Origin of the sequence: Streptomyces sp. NPDC001634, assembly GCF_040298185.1 — a bacterium.
Classification (GTDB): Bacteria; Actinomycetota; Actinomycetes; order Streptomycetales; family Streptomycetaceae; genus Streptomyces.
In genome coordinates this window covers 100,033-116,203 of record NZ_JBEOZU010000007.1, presented here as the reverse complement: position 1 = coordinate 116,203, position 16,171 = coordinate 100,033, and the positions used below count along the sequence as shown (strand labels likewise).

The following is a 16,171-nucleotide window of genomic DNA, read 5'->3' as shown; positions in this document are numbered from 1 at the left end:
CACCGTCCTGGCCACGACTCAGCTCTCCCAGGCCGGACGCTGCGTCTTGAACTGGCTGAAGATCTTCTCGAAGACCTCGTCGCCCGCGCCCTTCTGCTCGGCGTTCGCGCTGGCCGACATCATCTGGAGCAGTTCGCGGAACGGGAATCCCTGGATCCGGGCGTTGAACTTCGGCGCGAACGCCCGCAGCACCTGCTCGCCCCGGTCGGTGATGCCGCCCACCCCGATCGCGTACAGCCGGAAGCGGCGGGCGCGCTGCTCCTCGTCGAGAACGGGCAGCAGCCGGTGCCAGGAGTCGGTGAAGTGGCCGGTGCCGTCGGTCGGGAGGCCGTCGGTGACCAGGCAGATCTGCGGTCGGTAGTACTGCAGCCCGGAGGCGCGCAGCTCGGCCTTGCGGGCGGCGACGATATGCATCGACAGCTCGAGGGCCTCCGTCATCAGGGTCACTCCGGACGCGGTGAGGCGGGGCGCCTGGAAGGCGTGGGCGGGCACGAAGGGGCTCACCCGGGAGCGCGGGGCCAGGAGTTGGGGGCCGCGCCAGGCGCCGACACCCTGTCCGCCGAAGGTGATCACGGCGACCTCGACGCTGTAGCTGAGGGAGACGTCGTCGTGCAGTTCGCGCGTCCACTCGGCGAGGGCGTCGTTGAGGGTCTGGATCGGCAGGCCCGCCATGGAGCTGGAGGTGTCGAGACACAGCACCAGCGGCAGCCGCTGCGCGTTGTTCTCGAACTCGATGTCGGCGTACTCCGCCGGCACCGTGGGCGGGTATTCGCTGGGCATGGGCGTCTCCTGGTGAACAAGGTGTCACGAGTTGCTGCGGGCGTGCCGTCCGGCGGCGGGCGGAAAGGCGTACAGGACGTCGGTGTCGGGCAGGCGGCCGTCGGTGACGTCGACGACGGAGCCCGGCGCGGGCGGCCGCTGCCCGGGCTCGGCCCACACCGCCCGGTACAGGACGCGGTCGAGCTCCACGTATCCCTGCGGATGCAGGGCGGTACGGACCACGGCGGTCCGTGCCGGTCCGCTCCGGGGGCCGACCCGGCGACCGTACGACCGCGCCGGCGCCGTCCGCAGCAGGGCGGTCGTCTCGTCGGCCCCTGCGGATGTCGCGGCGGCGGACACCGCCCCGACGCCGGGTGCGGCGGGGGCGCGGGAGCGGCGGACGGCGAAGAGCAGGACGAGGAGGAGGACGGTGAGCAGACCGGTCAGGGCGAGCAGGAGGATCCTGGTGGTGTCGGACCAGGAGCTTTCGGAGGGCGGTCCCCCTACGGCGTAGGTGTACCGGGTGAGGTCGATGACGCCGTCGTTCTTGCCGATCAGGTCACGGCCGGTCATCGCGCCCTTGTGTTTGGTCGCATCGAGCAGGTCGCACAGCGCGTCGCAGACCCCCTTGAGTTCCGTCAGCGTCTGCGGATCGAGGCGGTCGATGCGGGCGTCCGGGTCGACGAGCCGGCGGCCCGCCAGCACGAGCAGTGCCGTACCTCCCTGGCCGGTGGAGGCACCGGCCGACACCTGGACCACCAGGTTGCCGCGATGGTTCTTCGCGCCGTCGATGGCGGCCGTGCGGTCCTGCTTGCTTCCGTCGAACTGCAGTTGCCGGTTCAGGGTGACGGTGACGGGGCCGTCGTCGAGCGACCGGGCCCAGCACCGGAGCCTGTCGGGGAGCGTCCCCGCACACGGCTCGTCCGCACCGGCCGCCGCTCCCGCGGACACGACGGCGATCAGCATCCCGAGCAGCACGGTGACGAGAAAGGAACGCCTCATGGCCAAACCCCCGTGGCCGGAAAGCCACGCCCCCCGCGGCCTTTCAGGCACGCGCCATTGTGGCGGCAAACAGCCCTGGCCCGAAAGGGGTCGAGGCCCCTCACGCGCGTCACTTCTACAACTGGAAAACCTGGTGGCATCGGGTGAACATCTGCCGCGCCCGTTCCACCCAGTCACCGGCCAGCACATCGAAGTCGGCCTGGGTGATCCGGCAGGTCAGAGGGAGATCGCAGACCCCGGCCAGGCAGGGCTGCGGCCCCCGGACATCCCACACCGAGAGCATGGGGTTCAGCTGTTCGGTATTCCACGCGTTCGAGGCTGCGGCGGCAACGGCCAATTGGTCCTGGCGCAGATAATGGCCGTCCGTGACAAAGGCGACCAGGAGCCTTTTCGTGGTCATGAAACGCACCGTGAGCACGCGCCCCGACGCCTTGAGATCGAATTGCAGGGAAACCGAATCGTTCTCGCTGACGGTGAGGTAATTCCGCCGCGCTCCCCAGCTGTGCACCAGCTGCCGCCAGTGCGTGCCGATGTTGTAGTCCCGGCCGGGGTGGGTCTCAGGCATCGCCACGGGCCACCGCCTGAGCGACCATCGCGTCGGTCAACCCGGCGTCGAGCAGGGCCTGGGCGTGCAACAGCAGACAGGAGGGCACGGACACGCTCGTACCGGCACCACGGCGGCGGTCGGCCAGCTCGCTGATGCGGACCTCGATCGTGCGGGCCACGGCGGGCGGCGGCCAGGACGCGGCACGCGGGGCCTGCTCCACCAACTCGGCCAGCAGCTCCCCGAGTCGGGGCCGGTCCTCGGGCCGCTTGGCCAGGCAGCGCGCGATCAGCGGGCGCAGCCCGGGAGGTACGCCGTTCAGATCCGGTTCGCCGTGCACGACCTGGTAGCGGACCGACTCGCCCGTGCCGTGCGGCGGGCGGCCGGTGAGCGCGTACGTCAGGACGCCGCCGAGGGAGAACACGTCGCTGGGCGGGCCGACCGGCGCCCCCGTCATCTGCTCCGGCGACATGAACGGCGGGGTGCCGACGACGATGCCGGTGCGGGTGAGGCGGGGCGCCCCGTCGACGCGGGAGATACCGAAGTCGATGACCCGGGGTCCGTCGGCGGCCAGCAGGACGTTGGACGGCTTGAGGTCGCGGTGCACCACCTTGGCGGCGTGGATCGCCTGCAGCGCCTCGACCAGGAATGCGCCGAGCCGGCGCACCTGGGGCTCGGACAGCGGCCCGTCGGCGCGGACGGCCTCGCCCAGCGAGGGGCCGGGCACGTACATCGTGGCCAGCCAGGGCAGTTCGGCCTCCGTGTCGGCGTCGACCACCGCCGCGGTGTAGGCGCCGCTCACCACGCGGGCGGCGGCGACCTCACGGGCGAAGCGCTCCCGGAACTCGGGCTCGGCCGCCAGTTCGGGGCGGACCACCTTCACCGCCACCTCGCGCCCGGCGGGCGAGCGGCCGAGATAGACCCAGCCCATGCCGCCGGAGCCGAGCCGCCCGACGATCCGGTACGGCCCCACCTTCAGGGGATCGCTGACCGGTGTGCGCACCCCGCTCACCTCATTTCGGGGTTCGGTGCAGGTTGCCCCGAGTGTCCCGCGAAATCCGGTCCGGGGCGGAGGTGATGCGCGAAATGGGAGCCGGGACTACGCGCGGGAGCGGAGGGTGGGGCGCACGCAACAGGCCCGGGGCCCCGCACTCCGTTGTGCGTGGCCCCGGGCCTGTTCGTCGTGCTGTCACCGCGGCCGGCCTTCGTGACGACATCGCTGGTCAGGGCATGCCGGACCGGCCGCGGAGTTCTCGGGGCTCAGCCCAGGCGCTGCATCAGCGCGCGGTACTCGTCCCACAGCTCCTTCGGCGTGTGGTCACCGAAGGTGTTGAGGTGCTCGGGGATCAGGGCCGCCTCCTCGCGCCACACGTCCTTGTCGACGGTGAGCAGGAAGTCCAGGTCGGACTCGGACAGCTCCAGGCCCTTCGTGTCCAGGGCCGCCTTCGCCGGCAGGATGCCGATCGGGGTCTCGACGCCCTCGGCCTTGCCCTCCAGGCGCTCCACGATCCACTTCAGGACGCGGCTGTTCTCGCCGAAGCCCGGCCAGACGAACTTGCCCTCGTCGTTCTTGCGGAACCAGTTGACGTAGTAGATCTTCGGCAGCTTGGACTGGTCCTTGTCCTTGGCGACCTCGACCCAGTGGGCCATGTAGTCGCCCATGTTGTAGCCGCAGAAGGGCAGCATCGCGAACGGGTCGCGGCGCAGCTCGCCGACCTTGCCCTCGGCCGCGGCGGTCTTCTCGGAGGCGACGTTCGCGCCGAGGAAGACGCCGTGGTTCCAGTCGAAGGACTCGGTCACCAGCGGCACCGCGCTGGCGCGGCGGCCACCGAAGAGGATCGCCGAGATCGGCACGCCCTTCGGGTCCTCCCACTCCGGCGCGATGATCGGGCACTGCGAGGCCGGGACGGTGAAGCGGGCGTTGGGGTGGGCGGCCGGGGTCTCGGACGCCGGCGTCCAGTCGTTGCCCTTCCAGTCGGTGAGGTGGGCCGGAGTCTCCTCCGTCATGCCCTCCCACCAGATGTCGTTGTCGTCGGTCAGCGCGACGTTGGTGAAGACGGAGTTGCCCCACAGCGTCTTCATCGCATTGGCGTTGGTGTGCTCACCGGTGCCGGGCGCGACGCCGAAGAAGCCGGCCTCGGGGTTGATCGCGTACAGGCGGCCGTCCTGGCCGAACCGCATCCACGCGATGTCGTCGCCGATCGTCTCGACCGTCCAGCCGGAGATCGTCGGCTCCAGCATGGCGAGGTTCGTCTTGCCACAGGCGCTCGGGAAGGCGGCGGCGACGTACTTGGACTCGCCCTGCGGGGGCGTGAGTTTGAGGATCAGCATGTGCTCGGCGAGCCAGCCCTCGTCGCGCGCCATCACGGAGGCGATGCGCAGGGCGTAGCACTTCTTGCCGAGCAGGGCGTTGCCGCCGTAGCCGGAGCCGTACGACCAGATCTCGCGGGTCTCGGGGAAGTGCGAGATGTACTTGGTCTGGTTGCAGGGCCAGGGGACGTCCTCCTGGCCGGGCTCCAGCGGGGCGCCCAGTGAGTGGACGGCCTTGACGAAGAAGCCCTCCGTGCCGAGTTCGTCGAGGACCGCCTGGCCCATGCGCGTCATCGTGCGCATGGAGACGGCGACGTACGCGGAGTCGGTGATCTCCACACCGATCGCGGAGAGCGGCGAGCCGAGCGGGCCCATGCAGAAGGGCACGACGTACATCGTGCGGCCGCGCATGGAGCCGCGGAACAGGCCCTGCTCGCCCTGGAAGATCTCCCGCATCTCCGCGGGGGCCTTCCAGTGGTTGGTCGGGCCGGCGTCCTTCTCCTGCTCGGAGCAGATGAATGTCCGGTCCTCGACCCGGGCGACATCGGTCGGGTCGGAGGCTGCGTAGTAGGAGTTGGGGCGCTTGATCGGGTCGAGCTTCTTGAAGGTGCCCTTGCGGACAAGCTCCTCGCAAAGGCGCTCGTATTCTGCCTCGGATCCGTCACACCAGACCACGCTGTCCGGCTGCGTCAGTTCGGCGATCTCGTTGACCCACGAGATCAGGTCCTTGTGCTGGGTGGGGACGGTTGAGGGAGCCGCGATGTCGCGCGCCACGATTGCTCCTAGAAGAGGGATTTTTTGTTGACTGCCCCGTGGGGGCTGCGACCCGGATGCTTCGTAGCCGCTCATCCGGTGCCGACTGCACTCATTTGATCATCCGACGTGATTGCCCATCTGTCCAGAGGAGCGCACACCTGAGCAAAGTGAGGATCGCCACGCGTCTCCGCGTTTCTTTGCGTGCACGTAAGCTTCAGCCGAAGGTTTTTTGCGGTGCCACCGTCCCCGCACAGGCCGGACAGCCCGGGTGATATCGGTCGCACTTTGATCCGTAACTTACGGTTCCGTAGGTACCATGCCGCGCATGACTGCGTCCGTCCCCGACGCGCCCACGGACTCGCCGGCAGCAGGCCGCGGTCCCGTCGCGCCCTCCGCACCCCACCCCATCAAGCCGAAACTCCGCGGCTGGCTGCACCTCGGGATGTTCCCGGCCGTACTCGTCGCGGGCCTGGTCCTCACAGCCCTCGCGAACTCGACCCGCGGGCGGATCGCCTGCGGCATCTACGTTCTGACGGCCTGTCTGCTCTTCGGCGTCAGCGCGCTCTACCACCGCGGCAACTGGAGTCCGCGCATGGACGGCGTGCTGCGCAGACTCGACCACGCGAACATCTTCCTGATCATCGCGGGCACGTACACCCCGCTGACACTGCTGCTTCTGCCGGGCGCGAAGGGGCAGTGGCTGCTGTGGGGCATCTGGGGCGCGGCCGCGGCCGGCATCGTCTTCCGGGTCTTCTGGGTCGGCGCCCCCCGCTGGCTCTACACGCCCTGCTACATCGCGATGGGCTGGGCGGCCGTCTTCTTCCTCCCGGACTTCATGCACACGGGCGGGATCGCGGTCCTGGTGCTCGTCATCGTCGGCGGACTGCTCTACAGCGCCGGCGGCGTCATCTACGGCATCAAGCGACCGAATCCGTCACCGCGTTGGTTCGGCTTCCACGAGGTCTTCCACTCCTTCACCCTCGCGGCGTTCGTCGTGCACTACGTGGGGATCTCCCTGGTGGCTTACCAGCACGGATAGCCCTTCCTCATCAGGCTGTTCCCCCAAGGCCGCGGCTTTCGAGCCGCGGCCTTTCGTCATGTCCGGGGCCGGCCGGCCCCGGGGCGTGAACCCCTCCCTCCACTTCTCGGGAGTCACTGGCTATTGACTGTCTACATCTTTTGAGAGTTACTCTCATTTCATGGTTACCGTCACTCAAGACGAAGATGCGCGGCGCGACTCCCGCCGCTGGTGGGCCCTCGGTGCCCTGGTCGCGAGCATGCTCGTGCTCGGTTTCGACATGACGATCCTCAACGTGGCGCTGCCGACGATGGCCCGGGACCTCGGCGCCTCCACCGGTCAGCAGCAGTGGATGGCGGACGCGTACGTCGTCGTCTTCGCCTCGCTGATGCTCCCGGCGGGCCTGCTCGGCGACCGGTTCGGACGCCGCCGGATGCTGATCACGGGCCTCGCGGTGTTCCTGGCCGGTTCGCTCGTGGGTGCGCTGGTCGACGACGTGACGCCGGTGATCCTCGCCCGCGCGGTCATGGGCGTCGGCGGAGCGCTGGTGATGCCGCTCGCGATGGCCGTGCTGCCCTCGCTGTTCGGTCCCGACGAGCGCACCAAGGCGGTCGGCGCCGTCTCGGCGGCGTCCGCGCTGGGCCTGCCCCTCGGGCCGATCATCGGCGGCTGGCTGCTGGATCACTTCTGGTGGGGCTCGGTCTTCCTGATCAACGTGCCGATGGCCGCGATCGGCATCACCGCCTGCGTCTTCCTGCTGCCCGAGACCCGCGACCCCGCCTCCCCCAAGGTCGACGCCGTCTCCACGGCGCTCACCGCGGCCGGGCTCGGCATCCTGATCTACGCGATCATCGAGGCCCCCGACCGCGGCTGGGGCGACCCGCTGATCCTGGGCTTCTTCGCCGCCTCCGCGGTGCTCATCGCGCTGCTCGTCGGCCGGGAACGCCGCATCGTCCGCCCGATGCTGGACCTCTCCCTGCTCACCCAGCGGGGCTTCCTGCTCAACACGCTCGCCGCGACCCTCGTGATGTTCGTACTGTCCGGACTGATGTTCGTGCTGCCGCAGTATCTGCAGGCGGTGCTCGGACACGACGCGTTCGCCACCGGGGTGCGGATGCTGCCGATGATGGGCGGGCTGCTGGTCGCAGCGCGCGGTGCGGCGCCGGTCGTCGCGAAGTTCGGGCCGCGCGCGGTGATCAGCTCGGGGCTCGTGGTCCTCGCCTTCGCCGCGCTCCTCGGCAGCCGTACGGGCGTCCACGACGGATACGGCTTCACCGCGCTGTGGCTGTCGATCGCGGGCGCCGGCTTCGGTTTCGCGGTGGTCCCGGCGATGGACACGGCGCTCGGCGCACTGCCCAGGGACCGGGCGGGCAGCGGCTCCGGGCTGCTGATGACGGTCCGCCAGGTGGGCAGCGCCATCGGTATCGCCCTGCTGGGCTCGCTGCTGGCGAGCGCGTACTCCGGCAGGCTCGACACCTCCGCCCTTCCGCACTCGGCCGCGCAGACCGCCTCCGACTCGGTGGTCGGCGCGCATGTGGTCGCCGCACAGCTCGGCGACCGGGCGCTCGCCGCCTCCGCGAACGCCGCGTACGTCCACGGCATGGGCCTGGTATTGCTGGTCAGCGGTATCGCGGCGCTGGTCACGGCCTTGCTCGCCGCGGCCCTCCTGCCGAACCCGGGAGCCGTTCGAACCCTGCACGAGGAGAACCCCGACGTGGTCTCCGCCCCGGAGAATGCCCGACAATGACCACCATGGCCGCCAGCACCGCAAACAGCTCGACCCCCGCCGCCGAACCCCGTCTGGGGCTCCGCGAGCGGAAGAAGATCAAGACTCGTATGGCGATCCGCAAGGCGACGTACCGGCTGGTCCAGGAGCAGGGGTACGACGCCACCACCATCGAGCAGATCGCGGAGGCGGCCGAGGTCTCCCCCTCCACGGTGTTCCGGTACTTCCCCACCAAGGAGGACATCGTCGTCACCGACGAGTACGACCCGATCCTGGAGGAGGAACTGCGCGCGCGGCCCGCGGACGAGCCACTGATGCGGTCATTGCGGCACGTGGTGGCCACCGCCGTCGAACGGGCCATGTCGGGCGAGTACGAGACGCCCGAGGAGATGCGACTGCGCGGGCGCCTCATGGTCGAGGTGCCCGCGGTCCGCTCCCGTATGAACGACAACATGTCCGTGTCCGGTCAGATGCTGTGCCGGGTGGTGGCCGAGCGCACCGGGTACGACCCCGACGGCCTGGAGGTGCGCGTGTACTGCATGGGTGTCGTCGGCGCGCTGATGGAGGCCTCCCGGTACTGGGCGGAGCACGAGCAGCAGGGGGACCTCGGTGAGTACGTCGCCCGTACGCTGGACGTACTGGAGCACGGTCTCGAGCGGCGGAAATCCGAGGCCTCCTGAGGCGTCCCCGTGCCATCCTGACCAGGTGAACGGACCGGAGATCCACGTCGACTTCGCCCCCGAGCTGGGGCTCTTCGTCCCGCACGGGCGGCGCGGGCGCGCCACGAAAGTCGTCACCGACGGAGCTTCCACGCTCGGCCATGTCGTCGAGTCGCTGGGTGTGCCGCTGACCGAGGTCGGGGTGCTCCTCGTGGACGGCCGTGCCTCGGCCTTCTCCCATGTGCCCACCGCCGGCGAATCCGTCGAGGTACGCCCCGTCGAGCGCCCCCAGCAGGTGCCCGGCCCGCTCCGTTTCCTCCTCGACGTCCACCTCGGCACCCTGGCCCGACGGCTGCGGCTGCTCGGCGTGGACACGGCCTACGAGTCCACGGACATCGGCGACGCCGCGCTCGCCGCCCGCTCGGCGGCCGAGCAGCGCGTGATGCTCAGCCGCGACCGGGGCCTGCTGCGCCGCCGCGAGCTGTGGGCGGGCGCGTTCGTCTACAGCACCCGGCCGGAGGACCAACTCCGGGACGTGCTCGCCCGGTTCGCGCCCGATCTGCGGCCGTGGACGCGGTGCACGGCCTGCAACGGACTGCTGAAGGACGCCACGAAGGAAGAGGTCGCCGACCAGCTCGAACACGGCACCAGGCGCTCGTACGACGTCTTCGCACAGTGCCGTGAGTGCGGCCGCGCGTACTGGAAGGGCGCGCACCACGAACAGCTCGAGGCCATCGTGGAGCGCGCCCTGACCGAGTTCCCGAGCCGGGCCTAGCGCTTCTTCTTCACATCACCGTTCCCGCACGCGATCCCGTCCTTGTTCGGATCGAGGCCGAGCGGATCGTCCTTGCCGTTGACCTTCAGACGGCCGTAGTTGTTCTGCTTCAGCCAGGTACAGCGAGCGGCCGTCGTCTTCTTGACCTCCGGCGGGAACACCGTCGGCACGCACACGTTGGCCGAGCCGTAGTGCCGGTCACAGCCCGAGATCGTGGTGCTGACCTTCTGCGAGGTGCGCTTGGCGCCCGCGCCGGTGGTCGTGCCCTCCAGGGAGTCGGCGAAGGAGTGGACGTGGGCCGTGGCCGTGGTCGCGGAGAGCGCCGCCGGGCCCTGCAGATGGACCCACTGCGCCACCGACGGGACCCCGTTCGCGTCGACCGCGAAGAGCATGTACCAGCCGGGCGGGGCCAGGTTGGGGTTGCTCGTCACATTCAGGTCGACGTTGTTGCCGTTCACCGACAACGGCAGGTCCACGAACCGCTGGTTGGGGTCCGAGGAGTGGGTGACCGCCGCAGGACGGATCAGCTCCGCCTTCGCGATGGGCCGGTCGACCGTGATGCGCTGCGTGGTGCCGTACGTCCACTGGTTGTTGATCACCGAGGTGATCGTCGGGCGGGGGCCCTTGAACAGGTACGGCGGGGAGTAGATCGACACGTTGTGGTTCCACGTGCCGTTGCCCGGGTTGTCGCCGGTCGCCATGATGCGGCCGTCCGGCAGCAGGAACGCGGAGGAGTGGTAGCCGCGGGACTCGGGGTCGGCGGCCACCGGGTCGAAGGTGGAGGTGTTCGGGTCGAAGATCGACGCCTCGTATACGGGGTTGGCACGGTTGTGCAGACCGCCGCCCGTCTCCAGCACCTTGCCGTCCGGCATGAGCACCGCGGAGACGTACATCTTGCCCTGGTTGCCGGTCTCGGCGACCGGCCCGTTGCCGAGGTCGACCGCTCCCTGCGGGAGCGGCGGCCCGGCCACGTACTGCGGGCTGGCCTGCTTGAGGTCGATGATGTCCGTCAGGCGGTTGGCATCGGGGTTGGATTCGATGTTGCCGCCGCCGATGGTGAGAACCTTCTGGTCCTGGGCCGGAGGCAGCAGCACGCTCGCCGACTGGTCGCGCTCGTCCTTGTTCTGCAGGCCCGGGATCTGGGTGATCGTGTTCGCGTTGTAGTCGTAGACGGCCGAGCCGGTCCCCGGGATGTTGTTGCCGAAGACATGGCTGCCCGAGTAGAAGAGGCGGCCGTCCTGCATCAGGATCATCGACGGGTACAGACCCCAGTACGACCAGGTCTGGTTGACCTTCCACAGCGGCTGCCACTGCTGGTCCTTGTCCGACCAGTACTCGGTGGTCACCGAGCCCGTGGAGTCCTCGCGCAGCCCGCCGAAGGAGATCACGTCACCGTTGCCGAGTTCGGTCGCCGACGGGTACCAGTGGCCGTCGTTGAGGTCGTTCGTCTTGGTGTACGTCTCGGTCGCCGGGTCGAAGATGTACGAGTCCTTGAACCCCTCGTAGCCGTGACCGCCCGGGACCGGGTACGCCTTGTTGCCGCTCAGCACGAGCACGCGCCCGTCCTGGAGCTGGACGTGCCCGGAGCAGAACATGTCCTTCGGGGTCGGGATCACCTTGTACGAGCCGTTGGAGGGGTCGTAGACCGCGCTCGTGAACGTGCCCGCGTTGAAGTTCTCCTCGCTGTTGCCGGAGCCGGCGATCAGCAGCACCTTGCCGTTGTTGAGGACGACGGAGTGCATGGAGCGGACCGGGTTCTGCGTGGGCAGGACCTCCCAGCTGCCGTTCGCGCACTGCTGCGCGGTCCCCGTGCACTGGGCGGGCGGCAGCGGGTCGGGGACCTGGTCCATGGTGTAGTCGTCGGTGGTGACGGACCCCGTGCCGTACACCGAGACACCCCAGGTGATCATGTCCGTCCCGGCCGGGACCTCGGGCGTACGGACGCTCGCCTGGGCCCAGTCCGCGCTCATGTCGAGCGTCTTGAGGTCGGTCCAGTACTGCCACCCCGCGGTCGTGTCGTGCCGGAAGAGGGTGACCGCGGTGTCCGGGGTCGTCGACTTGTACCAGACGCCGAGGTCGTACTGCTTGCCCGGCGTCACCACGGGCGCGCAGTCGGCGGACTCGGTGATGAGCGCCTTGCGGTCGCCGTCGACACGGCGGGTCAGCTCGACCTTCATGGCCTTGCTTCCCGTATGGGCGTCGCTGGTGGTGGTGAAGGTGAAGTCGTTGTCACCCCAGCCCGACTTCTCCCAGCAGTACGGCATCCCGCCGGTGCCGTCGGTCTCGAATCCGGGGTTCTTGACGAGGTTGGCGGCGGAGGCGGGCTGCGGCGAGGTGAGGAGCAGGCCCGCGGTCAGGCCGGTCACAGCCAGCAGGGCGGTTCTGCGTCTGTGGAATATGCGGAATCTGTGGACGACGGTCTTCACATGGATCTCCTTGCTGTACGACTCCCGCCCGCGGCGCGGTTCATCTGCCGGCCTCCGGGGCGCTCCGGTCGGTGTCGGGAGCCCCTCAGGCCCTGCGACCCCGGCGCGGCAGATAGACCAGCGCTTCGGTCCCCACGAAGCGCAGAACGAACGTCATCACCAGCGCCAGCGCGGTGGCGGGCAGTGCGCCCATCCCGAACTCGTGCACCAGCAGTGCGATCAGCGGGATGCGCAGCACCAGATCGGCGTTGGCGAGGAGCGCGAACCGGCCCACCCGGTCCCACCAGTGGCGGTGCCGACGGCGCTCGCGGAACAGCAGATGCTCGATGAGCAGGAAGTTCCAGGCCACACCGAACTGGTTGGCGAGGATCTCCGCCGGGACGTAGTGCAGGCCGAGCTTGGTCAGGGCCCACAGGCCCGCCAGGTTCGGTACGAAGCCGGTCGCGCCGATCAGTCCGAAGACCACCATCCGCGCGACGGGCGAGGCGGTGCGCAGCCCGACCAGATGGCGCAGAAAGCGGAAGCCCTCCTGCGCGGTCGACTTGGACTCGCCCGCGAACCGGTCCTGGAAGACGAACGGCACCTCGGTGACCTGGCGCGGTCTGCTGCGCACGGCCAGTTCGAGCAGGATCTTGTAGCCGAGCGGCTGGAGGATCTCCGCGGTGACCGCGCTGCGGCGGATGGCGAAGAATCCGCTCATGGGGTCGCTGATGCCACGCAGTCTGCGCGGGAAGAGGGTCTTGGTCAGCCAGGTCGCGCCACGCGAGACGGCGATGCGGTAGCCGCCCGCGAGCCCGGCGCGGCTGCCGCCCTTGATGTAGCGGGAGGCGACGACGAGACCGGCGTTCGCGCGCTCGCCGGTGCCGACCAACTCCGGTACCAGGGACGGCGGATGCTGCAGATCCCCGTCCATGACGACGATCCATTCGGAGCTCGCCGCCTTCATGCCCTCGACGACCGCGCCGCCGAGCCCGCCCACCGGTTCGTCGCGGTGCAGCACGGTGACCGGGAACGGGCAGTCCTGCGCCGCCTGGAAGATCACCTCCGGGGTGTCGTCCGTGGAGTCGTCGACGAAGACGACCTCGCAGGGCACCCGCGCAGGCACCGACTCCGTGATCCGGTGCAGCAGCTCCCGGACGTTCCCGGACTCGTTGAAGGTCGGCACGACGATGGTGACGGCCCCCGGCTCGGACACCTCCGCCGCACGTACCGCCGGATCGCCGAGCTCCCCGGGGACGGTGGATTCATGGCTCATCGGGCGCCTCCGCCGGTCTGGATCTGCCGGATCTCGATCCGGTCTGCGCCGGTGCCGAAGGTGGCGACCGGTGTGGAGTGCTTGATCGCCGCCCTGACGTTCGGCAGGTTGACCGCATCGCGCCGTACCGTCGGGGAGGCGACCACATAGTCGAGGTCGCGCCAGCCGCGCGGCATCGTCTTCGTCACGGCGGGGTCGAGGTCGGCCTTGTAGAACCAGATGACGCCGAGCCCGGGCCGGTACCCGGCGTGCACGAGGTCGAGCCAGAGCGCGTCGTCGACGAGCACCCGGGTGTCCTTCGGGTCCTTCACCTCGCTGGTGAGCCAGTGCGAGGCGGCCCGGTAGGGGGCGTTGGCGTCGGCGGTGACGGCGGTGCGGTCGCCGTCGTACCAGCGGGGCACCACGTACGCCCCGGCGGCGGCCACGAGGAGCGCCGCCACGGCGTACCGTCCCCGGGTGACGTACGGCCTCTCGGTCCTGCCCCGCCACCTGTGCAGCACCATGTGGACGATGCTCGCGGCGGCGCCGGCCAGGACGAGCCCGAGGAACGGCAGGGCCTGGATGACGTACATCGCAGGCAGATAGCCGCTCGGCCGCATGGCGACCAGGGTGAGGATCGCCACCGCGAGCGCGGGTCCGGCGAGCGCCCGTGCGGTGACCGACCAGCGCCAGGTGACGAGGACCAGCAGTGCTCCGGCGACGCCGCCGATCGGCAGGACACGGTCGTAGTAGAGCCAGGAGTGCAGCACTCCGTACGAGCCGGAGCCGGGGTCGAGGATGAATCCGGAGCCGGCCCTGCTCATCTGGTAGGAGATCCCGTCCCACAGGGAGACATGGCCCGCGCCCGGCAGCAGCTCGCCCTTCAGCAGGGCGAAGAGCGGATAGGACATGCCGATCAGGACGCATGCCGTGACCGCGCCGGTGAGCGCGAACTTCCGTGTGTCGCGGTGGCTGTGGCGCCACATGGTCAGGAAGACGGCGGGCAGGACGACGAGCATCGTCTCCTTGGTCAGGACACCCGCCGCGGCCGCGAGGCCCGCCCCGAAGTGGTGCCAGAGGTGGCGGCTCGGGGATGCGGCCAGGGTGAACGCGAGGAGCGTCCACATCACGGCGATGTTGTCCAGGAAGATCTCCCGCTGGAGGACCACCGAGAGCGGGGAGAGCCCGAACAGGACCATCGCGAGCCCGGCGGCCCAGGCAGGCAGCAGCAGGCGGCGGGCGAGGACGTAGACGAGGACCGCGCTCACCGCGCTGATGAGCAGCATCGCGACCCGCATCGTGCCGACCGTCATCAGTCCGGCGTCGATGTGGGCGGGGATCCAGGTCAGCAGAGCTATCTGGATCCAGCCGAACGGCGGGTGGTCGTACCAGTACGTGTAGTGGGCGAGCCCGTGGCCGTTCTGCACGGCCCACGCCTGGGCCAGATAGGTGCCCTCGTCGTCGCTGAGGGTCGGGTAGTCGGAGATGTTCCAGCCCTGCACCGTGAGGATCGCCGCGAGGAGCACTCCGCACAGTGCCAGATCGGGACGAGAGCTACGGAAACGGAACACCGGACGGGGGGCGGGGACGCTGATGGGGACACGTGTGTCCTGCGCGGGGACCTTGGTCTCGGTCGCCGCGGGAAGGGTGGTGGTCACGCAGGAACGTCCTCTCGGGACTCGCGGATCACGCCGTCCGCGCCAAGATGCGCGCCGACGTGGCTGGTCAGCTCCCAGTCGTTGCGGCCGCGCTGCTCGCGCCAGACGGCACGGACGGCGGCGCCCGCGAGGAGCACCTGGTAGAAGGGGCCGCCCACGATGAGCTTCACGTAGTGGATGAATCGGATCCGCAGCCCGTACTGCTTGCCGAAGTCGTGCAGCCCCACGACCTCGAAGACGAAGGTGACCGCGGCGGTGACGAGCGGAAGGAAGGTGAGGAAGGCGACGCCGACCGGCACGTCCAGAAAGAGGGCGACGGCGGCGTTGAGCGGGATGATGACGCCCGAGAAGGCCTGCAGGAACGGCGTCATGAGCGTGTAGCGGGCGAGCAGCCGCTGCCCGAAGCCGGGGAGCTGCTTCCAGTCCTTCTTGCGGTAGACCTGCAGGAAGCCCTGGTTCCAGCGGGTGCGCTGCTTGAGCAGCGACATCAGCGAGCCGGGGGTCTCCTCCCGGGTCACCATGTCGGAGTCGTAGGCGACGACGACCTTCTTGCCGGCGCTGGACAGCCGCACGCCCAGATCACAGTCCTCGGCAAGGCAGTTGGGGTCCCATCCGTCGGCCTGCCGCAGGACGTCCGTCCGTACGAAGACGGTGTTGCCCCCGAGCGGGATGAACCCCTTCTGCGCGTGCAGGTGCAGCCGGGAACGGAACCAGAAGAAGTACTCCAGGCAGTTGCGCAGGCTGTACCAGCTGGAATGGAAGTTGATGAGCTGTACCCCGCCCTGGACGACGTCCGCGCCGGTGGTGCGGAAGGCGTGGTCGACGTGGGCCAACAGCTCCGGATGGACCTGGTCCTCGGCGTCGAAGACCCCGACGACATCGCCGCGGCAGTGCGGCAGTGCCGTGTTCATGGCCTTCGGCTTGTTCTTCTTCTCGTGGTGGTCGACGACGACGCGGACGCGTTCGTCGCGGGCCTCGGCCCTCCGGGCGACCTCGGTGGTCTCCGGGTCGTCGTGCCCCACGATGACGATGATCTCGAAGTCGGTGTGCGTGGACTCCAGCAGCCGCTGGATCGTGTGGTCCAGTACGGCCTGTTCATGCCGTGCCGGCAGCAGCAGCGAGAACGACAGATGCTCGGCACCGTCCGGGCTGCTGAACCGGGTGGAGGCGAGCACCTCGGGCGTGCGCCACGCGTGCATCTGCCACCACAGGGTGAAGGCCGCCATCCAGAACAAAGCCAGCGAAACGGCCGCGATTAAGGCAGACGTCAGCAAAAGATCCCCCCAGATCCCCAAAACCCCTGT

General features: G+C 69.4%; 13 protein-coding genes. 4 read left to right on the top strand and 9 right to left on the bottom strand.

The genetic code is table 11. The annotated features are described in order from the left end of the window. Positions 1-18: 18 nt before the first annotated feature. From ABT186_RS06710 to ABT186_RS06690, 5 genes are all read right to left on the bottom strand, one after another. Positions 19-780, bottom strand: a complete 762-nt coding sequence (locus tag ABT186_RS06710) for a vWA domain-containing protein (protein WP_351923887.1) — start codon at positions 778-780, stop codon at positions 19-21. A gap of 24 nt (positions 781-804) precedes the next feature. Continuing rightward, positions 805-1,761 (bottom strand): hypothetical protein, encoded by a 957-nt coding sequence (locus ABT186_RS06705; RefSeq protein ID WP_351923885.1) that lies wholly within the window; start codon positions 1,759-1,761, stop codon positions 805-807. A 115-nt stretch (positions 1,762-1,876) separates the two neighbouring features. Then, positions 1,877-2,326 carry a hypothetical protein gene (locus ABT186_RS06700; RefSeq protein ID WP_351221923.1) on the bottom strand — a complete coding sequence of 150 codons (450 nt, stop codon included), beginning with the start codon at positions 2,324-2,326 and terminating at the stop codon, positions 1,877-1,879. Continuing rightward, positions 2,319-3,308: a serine/threonine-protein kinase gene (locus ABT186_RS06695; RefSeq protein WP_351221924.1), complete on the bottom strand. Its 990-nt coding sequence runs from the start codon at positions 3,306-3,308 to the stop codon at positions 2,319-2,321. Before ABT186_RS06695 ends, ABT186_RS06700 begins: the two co-directional genes overlap by 8 nt. A gap of 257 nt (positions 3,309-3,565) precedes the next feature. Continuing rightward, positions 3,566-5,389 (bottom strand): phosphoenolpyruvate carboxykinase (GTP), encoded by a 1,824-nt coding sequence (locus ABT186_RS06690; RefSeq protein ID WP_351923883.1) that lies wholly within the window; start codon positions 5,387-5,389, stop codon positions 3,566-3,568. Between the two features lie 307 nt (positions 5,390-5,696). Between ABT186_RS06690 and trhA the strand changes: the two genes are divergently transcribed. The 4 genes from trhA (at position 5,697) to ABT186_RS06670 (ending at position 9,549) form a co-directional block, all read left to right on the top strand. Next, on the top strand, positions 5,697-6,410 hold the full coding sequence (trhA, locus tag ABT186_RS06685) for a PAQR family membrane homeostasis protein TrhA (protein WP_351221926.1): 714 nt from the start codon (positions 5,697-5,699) through the stop codon (positions 6,408-6,410). A 160-nt stretch (positions 6,411-6,570) separates the two neighbouring features. Next, entirely contained in the window at positions 6,571-8,136 is a 1,566-nt protein-coding gene (locus tag ABT186_RS06680; protein ID WP_351923881.1) for an MFS transporter, read from the top strand. Further along, a complete protein-coding gene (locus tag ABT186_RS06675; protein ID WP_351923879.1) occupies positions 8,133-8,795 on the top strand; it encodes a TetR/AcrR family transcriptional regulator in 663 nt (220 codons plus the stop codon). The genes ABT186_RS06680 and ABT186_RS06675 overlap by 4 nt, the downstream gene beginning before the upstream one ends. Positions 8,796-8,820: 25 nt before the next feature. Beyond that, positions 8,821-9,549: a Mut7-C RNAse domain-containing protein gene (locus tag ABT186_RS06670; RefSeq protein WP_351221929.1), complete on the top strand. Its 729-nt coding sequence runs from the start codon at positions 8,821-8,823 to the stop codon at positions 9,547-9,549. Here ABT186_RS06670 and ABT186_RS06665 read toward each other — a convergent pair. The 4 genes from ABT186_RS06665 to ABT186_RS06650 all read right to left on the bottom strand — a co-directional run bounded on the left by ABT186_RS06665 (position 9,546) and on the right by ABT186_RS06650 (position 16,141). Continuing rightward, positions 9,546-11,975 carry a galactose oxidase family protein gene (locus tag ABT186_RS06665; RefSeq protein WP_351923877.1) on the bottom strand — a complete coding sequence of 810 codons (2,430 nt, stop codon included), beginning with the start codon at positions 11,973-11,975 and terminating at the stop codon, positions 9,546-9,548. The two genes, ABT186_RS06670 and ABT186_RS06665, sit on opposite strands and share 4 nt — an antisense overlap. Before the next feature lie 85 nt (positions 11,976-12,060). Further along, positions 12,061-13,230 (bottom strand): glycosyltransferase, encoded by a 1,170-nt coding sequence (locus tag ABT186_RS06660; RefSeq protein ID WP_351221931.1) that lies wholly within the window; start codon positions 13,228-13,230, stop codon positions 12,061-12,063. Then, positions 13,227-14,867, bottom strand: a complete 1,641-nt coding sequence (locus ABT186_RS06655; protein ID WP_351923875.1) for an ArnT family glycosyltransferase — start codon at positions 14,865-14,867, stop codon at positions 13,227-13,229. The genes ABT186_RS06660 and ABT186_RS06655 overlap by 4 nt, the downstream gene beginning before the upstream one ends. After that, entirely contained in the window at positions 14,864-16,141 is a 1,278-nt protein-coding gene (locus tag ABT186_RS06650; RefSeq protein ID WP_351221933.1) for a glycosyltransferase, read from the bottom strand. The genes ABT186_RS06655 and ABT186_RS06650 overlap by 4 nt, the downstream gene beginning before the upstream one ends. Positions 16,142-16,171: the final 30 nt, after the last annotated feature.

Coding starts and splice junctions, on each gene's coding strand:
- ABT186_RS06680 (WP_351923881.1), top strand. CDS start 6,571: ATGGTTACCGTCACTCAAGACGAAGATGCGCGGCGCGACTCCCGCCGC.
- ABT186_RS06705 (WP_351923885.1), bottom strand. CDS start 1,761: ATGAGGCGTTCCTTTCTCGTCACCGTGCTGCTCGGGATGCTGATCGCC.
- trhA (WP_351221926.1), top strand. CDS start 5,697: ATGACTGCGTCCGTCCCCGACGCGCCCACGGACTCGCCGGCAGCAGGC.
- ABT186_RS06675 (WP_351923879.1), top strand. CDS start 8,133: ATGACCACCATGGCCGCCAGCACCGCAAACAGCTCGACCCCCGCCGCC.
- ABT186_RS06660 (WP_351221931.1), bottom strand. CDS start 13,230: ATGAGCCATGAATCCACCGTCCCCGGGGAGCTCGGCGATCCGGCGGTA.
- ABT186_RS06710 (WP_351923887.1), bottom strand. CDS start 780: ATGCCCAGCGAATACCCGCCCACGGTGCCGGCGGAGTACGCCGACATC.
- ABT186_RS06700 (WP_351221923.1), bottom strand. CDS start 2,326: ATGCCTGAGACCCACCCCGGCCGGGACTACAACATCGGCACGCACTGG.